This is a genomic window from Streptomyces sp. NRRL S-495, from assembly GCF_000966955.1.
In the GTDB taxonomy this organism is placed as follows: Bacteria; Actinomycetota; Actinomycetes; order Streptomycetales; family Streptomycetaceae; genus Kitasatospora; species Kitasatospora purpeofusca.
Genome location: NZ_JZWY01000523.1, coordinates 1 through 5,029, shown reverse-complemented (window position 1 = coordinate 5,029; position 5,029 = coordinate 1). Strand labels below are relative to the sequence as shown.

The 5,029-nt window shown below is 74.2% G+C and carries 3 protein-coding genes and 1 pseudogene; all 4 read right to left on the bottom strand.

Annotated features, from left to right (window positions below; genetic code table 11):
• Positions 1-488: pseudogene (locus VR45_RS25835) on the bottom strand (alpha/beta hydrolase); the annotation flags it as partial.
• Positions 489-610: 122 nt separating this feature from the next.
• Positions 611-1,306 carry a response regulator transcription factor gene (locus VR45_RS25830; protein ID WP_045942238.1) on the bottom strand — a complete coding sequence of 232 codons (696 nt, stop codon included), beginning with the start codon at positions 1,304-1,306 and terminating at the stop codon, positions 611-613.
• Entirely contained in the window at positions 1,303-2,502 is a 1,200-nt protein-coding gene (locus VR45_RS25825; RefSeq protein WP_045942237.1) for a sensor histidine kinase, read from the bottom strand. The genes VR45_RS25830 and VR45_RS25825 overlap by 4 nt, the downstream gene beginning before the upstream one ends.
• A 222-nt stretch (positions 2,503-2,724) precedes the next feature.
• Positions 2,725-4,956 (bottom strand): MMPL family transporter, encoded by a 2,232-nt coding sequence (locus VR45_RS25820; RefSeq protein WP_045942236.1) that lies wholly within the window; start codon positions 4,954-4,956, stop codon positions 2,725-2,727.
• Positions 4,957-5,029 lie beyond the last annotated feature (73 nt).

The window sequence follows — 5,029 nt, the reverse complement described above, 5'->3', positions numbered from 1 at the left end:
GGGAACGGGAACACCAGCTCGTACGGCACCTCGGCGGCCGTCCGCCCGCAGCTGACCGGCGTGCTGCGGCCGACCCCGCGCGGGTCGAAGCCCACCAGGTCGTAGCGGTCCAGCACCTCCTGCGGGTAGCCGGACTCCTGGGCGCTCGGCAGGTGCAGGCTCGCCACCCCCGGGCCGCCGCCGTTGTGGACCAGGATCCCGCGGCGCAGCCCCGGCTTGGCGGTGGGGAGTCTGGACACCGCGATCCCGATGGTCCGCCCACGCGGTTCCCGGTAGTCCAGCGGCACCGTCAGGGTGGTGCAGCGCAGCCGGGGGTCCACCGGGGCCCCGGACGGGTCGGCGGGGCAGTCGGTCCAGACCAGGGGCGCGGTCGGCTGCTTCGGTACGGCTTCGGCGGCACCGGCGTCGGCGGTCGCTCCGACGAGGGCCAGGGCGAGCGCGGCGCCGACGGTTCCGAGCAGGCCGGTGGGTCGTAATCTCCTCAACATAGGTCTGGACCATAGGGACGGCGCCGCCGGGTGTCATCCCCCCGGGGTGGTACGGACCACCGGCAGTTCGGACCAGTCGCTCAGACCAGTCGCTCGGATCACGCTCGGATCAGTCGTTCGGATCAGTCGTTCGGGCCGGAGGCCGGGCGGGGTGTCCGGACCAGGCCGGTCTGGTAGGCGAGGGCGACGAGCTGGGCGCGGTCGCGGGCGTCGAGCTTGGCCATCGCCCGGTGGATGTGGGTGCGCACCGTGAAGGGGCTGACGTACATCCGGCCGGCGATCTCCTCGTTGCTGAGGCCGGTGGCGGCCATGGCCATCACCTCGCGCTCCCGGGCGGTCAGGGCGGCCAGGCGTTCGGGGGCGGCGGCCGGGGCCCGGTCCGGCTCGGGCTGGGCGAGCAGGCGGTCGATGACGGCGCGGGTGGCGGCGGCCGACAGCAGCGGTTCGCCGGCGGCGACCCGGCGCAGGGCGGCGAGCAGTTCGGTGGGTTCGGCGTCCTTGCCGAGGAAGCCGCCGGCGCCGGCGCGCAGGGCCTGGGCCACGTACTCGTCGATCTCGAAGGTGGTGAGGATGAGCACCCGGGTGCCGGCGAGGTCGGGGTCGCCGCAGATGGCGGCGGTGGCGGAGAGGCCGTCGACGCCGGGCATCCGGATGTCCATCAGGACCACGTCGGGGCGGGTGGCCCGGGTCAGTTCGACCGCCTCCCGGCCGTCGGCGGCCTCGCCGACCACCTCCATGTCGTCCTCGGCGTCGATGAGGACGCGGAAGGCACCCCGCAGCAGGGCCTGGTCGTCGGCGAGCAGTACTCGGATGGTCACGCGGGTTCCTCTCGGGCTGCTGTGCGCAGGGGCAGTTCGGCGGAGACCAGGAAGCCGCCGCCGGGCCGGCGGTCGGCGGTGAGGCGTCCGCCCACGGCGGCGGCGCGCTCGCGCATGCCGATCAGGCCGAAGCCGCCGCCGACCGGGGCGGACGCGGGCGGGCCCGGGCGCGGCGGGCGGTCGTTGGCGACGGTCAGCAGGAACCGGCCGCCGGAGTAGGTCAGGGTGACGTCGGCGGCGCTGCCGACGGCGTGCTTGGCCACGTTGGTCAGGGATTCCTGGAGGATCCGGTAGGCGGTGAGGTCGACACCCGGGGAGAGCTGCTGCCGTTCCCCCTCGACGGTGAGCCGCACCGGCAGCCCGGCGCGTTCGAAGGCGTCGACGAGGTCGGGCAGCCGGTCCAGGCCGGGGGCCGGTTCGAGCGGGGCCTCCGGGTCGTCGGCGCGGCGCAGCAGGCCGACGGTGGCCTTGAGCTCGCGCAGCGCGGAGCCGGTGGCGTCGGTGAGGTGGCTGAGCATCTCGCGGGCCTGGGCGGGGTTGCGGTCGAGCAGGTGGACGGCGATCCCGGCCTGGGCGTTGGCGAGCGCGATGTGGTGCGCGACGACGTCGTGCAGGTCGCGGGCGATCCGGATGCGTTCGTCGGCGACCCGGCGGCGGGCCTCCTCCTCGCGGGTGCGCTCGGCCCGTTCGGCGCGTTCCTCGATGGCGGCCAGGTGGGCGCGGCGGGTGCGGACGGAGTCGCCGATGGCGCCGGGCAGCAGGATCCAGGCGATGAAGCCGATCCGGGCGCCGATCGGGGCACCGGGCTCGGCGACGTACGTGGCACCGGTGACCAGCACGGCCGCGAAGGCGGTGGCGATGCGCGCGGTGGTGCGGTCGGTGTGGACCGCGAGGACGTAGAGCGCGACGATCAGCGGGGCGACCAGTCCGACGTTGAGCTGGGTCGCGACGAAGCAGATGGCCAGGGCGCAGGCGAAGGCGATCCCGAACAGCGCGCGGGGGTGGCGGCGGTGGAGGAGCACGGCGGCGCTGGAGACGACGGCCAGGGCGAGCGCGGGCGGGTTGGGATCCAGGTGGTTGCCGAGGCGGTCGACGGTGGTGGTGCCGGCGGTGGCGGTGAAGACGCCGAGCACGAGCAGCGCGTCGAGCAGGCGGGGGTAGCGGCGGCGGACGCGGCGCGGCCAGGTGTCGGTCATGCTCGGTTCTCCACGGGCCCGGACGGTTCGGCGGGGGGACGGGCGGTGCGGGCGTTCGGTGCGGGCGTTCGGTGTGCGGCGTGCGGCGGGTACTGCGGATGCAGTACCCGGTCATGCGGTTCGACCACGGTTCGTACCATTTTGACCGGTCGGGCGCGGCAGCCGGAACGCGGGCCGCCCCGCCGCGGTCCCGGGGAGAGGGATCGCGGCGGGGCGGGGTCCTCAGACGCCGACCGAGTGACGGGCCGGTTCGGTACCGGTCCCGTCGGCGGGGGCGTCGGGGAGCGGGGGCTCGGTCCGGAGCTTGGCGCCCTCGACGTCGACGTCGGGGACGATCCGCTCCAGCGGGCGCGGCAGCCACCAGGCGCGGCGGCCGAGCAGGGCGAGGGCGGCCGGGACGATCGCCATCCGGACCACGAAGGCGTCGAAGGCGACGGCGGCTGCCAGGCCGAAGCCCATCATCTTGATCATCGGCTCGTTCATGCCGATGAAGCCGGCGAAGACGCTGATCATGATGAGCGCGGCGGCCGTGACCACCCGGGCGTTGTACCGGAAGCCGGTGACCACGGCCTCGCCGGGCTCCTCGCCGTGCACATAGGCCTCGCGGATCCGGGTGACCAGGAACACCTCGTAGTCCATGGCCAGGCCGAACACCACGCCGATCATGAAGATCGGCATCATGCTCATCACCGGGCCGGTCTGCTCGATCCCGATCAGCTCGGCCAGCCAGCCCCACTGGAAGACCGCGACGACGGCGCCGAGCGCGGCGGCCACCGAGAGCAGGAATCCGGCAGCGGCCTTGAGCGGGACGAGCACCGAGCGGAAGACCACCAGCAGCAGCACCACGGCGAGGCCGACGACCACCGCCAGGTAGGGCAGCAGCGCGTCGTTGAGCTTCTGCGAGACGTCGATGTTCATCGCCGTCGGACCGCTGACCAGGACGGTCGCACCGGTGGCGGCCTTGAGGCCCGGTGCCTTGTCGCGGATGGCGTGGACCAGGTCGGTGGTCGCGGCCTCACTGGGTCCGGTGGCCGGCATGGCGGTGACGAGGGCGGTGTCCCCGGCCTGGTTGAACGCCGCCGGAGTGACGGCCACCACGCCGGGCAGGCCCTTCACGGCGTCGCCGACCTGCTGGGCGGCGGCCTTCGGGTCGGGCACGCCCTTGGCGTCGACCAGCAGGGTCAGCGGACCGTTGAAGCCGGGCCCGAAGCCCTCGGAGAGGTGGTCGTAGGCGCGGCGCTGGGTGGTGGAGGTGGGCTTCGCCTCGTCGCCCGGCAGGCCGAGCCGCAGGTCGAGAGCGGGCAGGGCGAGCACTCCGAGCCCGATCACACCGCCGACCAGGACGGCGACCGGACGGCGCAGCACGAACCGGGCCCAGCGGGTACCGCCGTTGGGGCGGGCACCGGCGCCCGCCGCAGCGGCCCGCCCCCGCTTCCGGAGCTTGCGCGGCAGCACCCGCTGACCGATGAAGCCGAGCAGCGCGGGGACCAGGGTGAGCGCCACCAGGACGGCGATCACCACGGTGCCGGCCGCCGCGAGGCCCATCTTGGCGAGCAGCGGGATGCCCACCACGGAGAGCCCGGCCAGCGCGATGATCACGGTGAGCCCGGCGAACACCACGGCCGATCCGGCCGTGCCGACGGCCCGTCCGGCGGCCTCCTTGGGCGCGTACCCGTCGAGCAGCTCGGCGCGGTAGCGGGAGACGATGAAGACCGCGTAGTCGATGCCGACCGCGAGGCCGAGCATCATCGCCAGGGTGCTGGTGGTGCTGGACAGGCCGAGCACGCTGCCGAGCCCGGTGATCAGCGCGATGCCGAGGCCGACGCCGATCACCGCGGTGAGCAGCGGGAGTCCGGCGGCCAGCAGCGAGCCGAAAGTGATCACCAGGACGACGGCCGATATCGCCATGCCGATCGCCTCGGCGGAACCGCCCGCCTCGCCGGCGGCCATCAGGGCCGTGCCGCCGATGTCCACGGTGAGGCCGGCGTCCCGCGCGTGCTGGGCGGCCTGCTCCAGGGCTTCGGTGGCCCCGGTGGAGACCTTGCCGGGCTTGGCGTCGTAGCTGATCGTCGCGTAGGCGGTGGTGCCGTCCTGGGAGACGGCGCCGGTCTTGAACGGTCCGGCGGCTCCGACGACCTGCTCGCCGTGGGCGAGCTCGGCGACCGCCTTCTCGACCGTCTGCTGGTTGTTGGCGGCGGTGATCTTCTGGCCGGACGGCGCGACGAAGACGATCCGGGCCGAGGCACCGTCGGACATCGCGCCGGGGAAGCGCTCGTCCATGAGGTCGAAGGCCTTCTGCGCCTCGGTGCCGGGCATGGCGAAGCCGTCGTCGGGGGCGGCGGGCGCCTTGGCGGCCAGCACCCCCACGGCGGCCAGCAGGGCGACCCAGAGCAGGGTCACCAGCCGGCGCCTGAGGAAGGACCATCGGCCCAGGCGGTACAGGAAAGTGGCCACGGGAGAGCGGACTCCTTCGGATGTCGGACGGCGGATGCCGGGTGCCGGGTGCCGGATGCCGGACTGCGGGTTG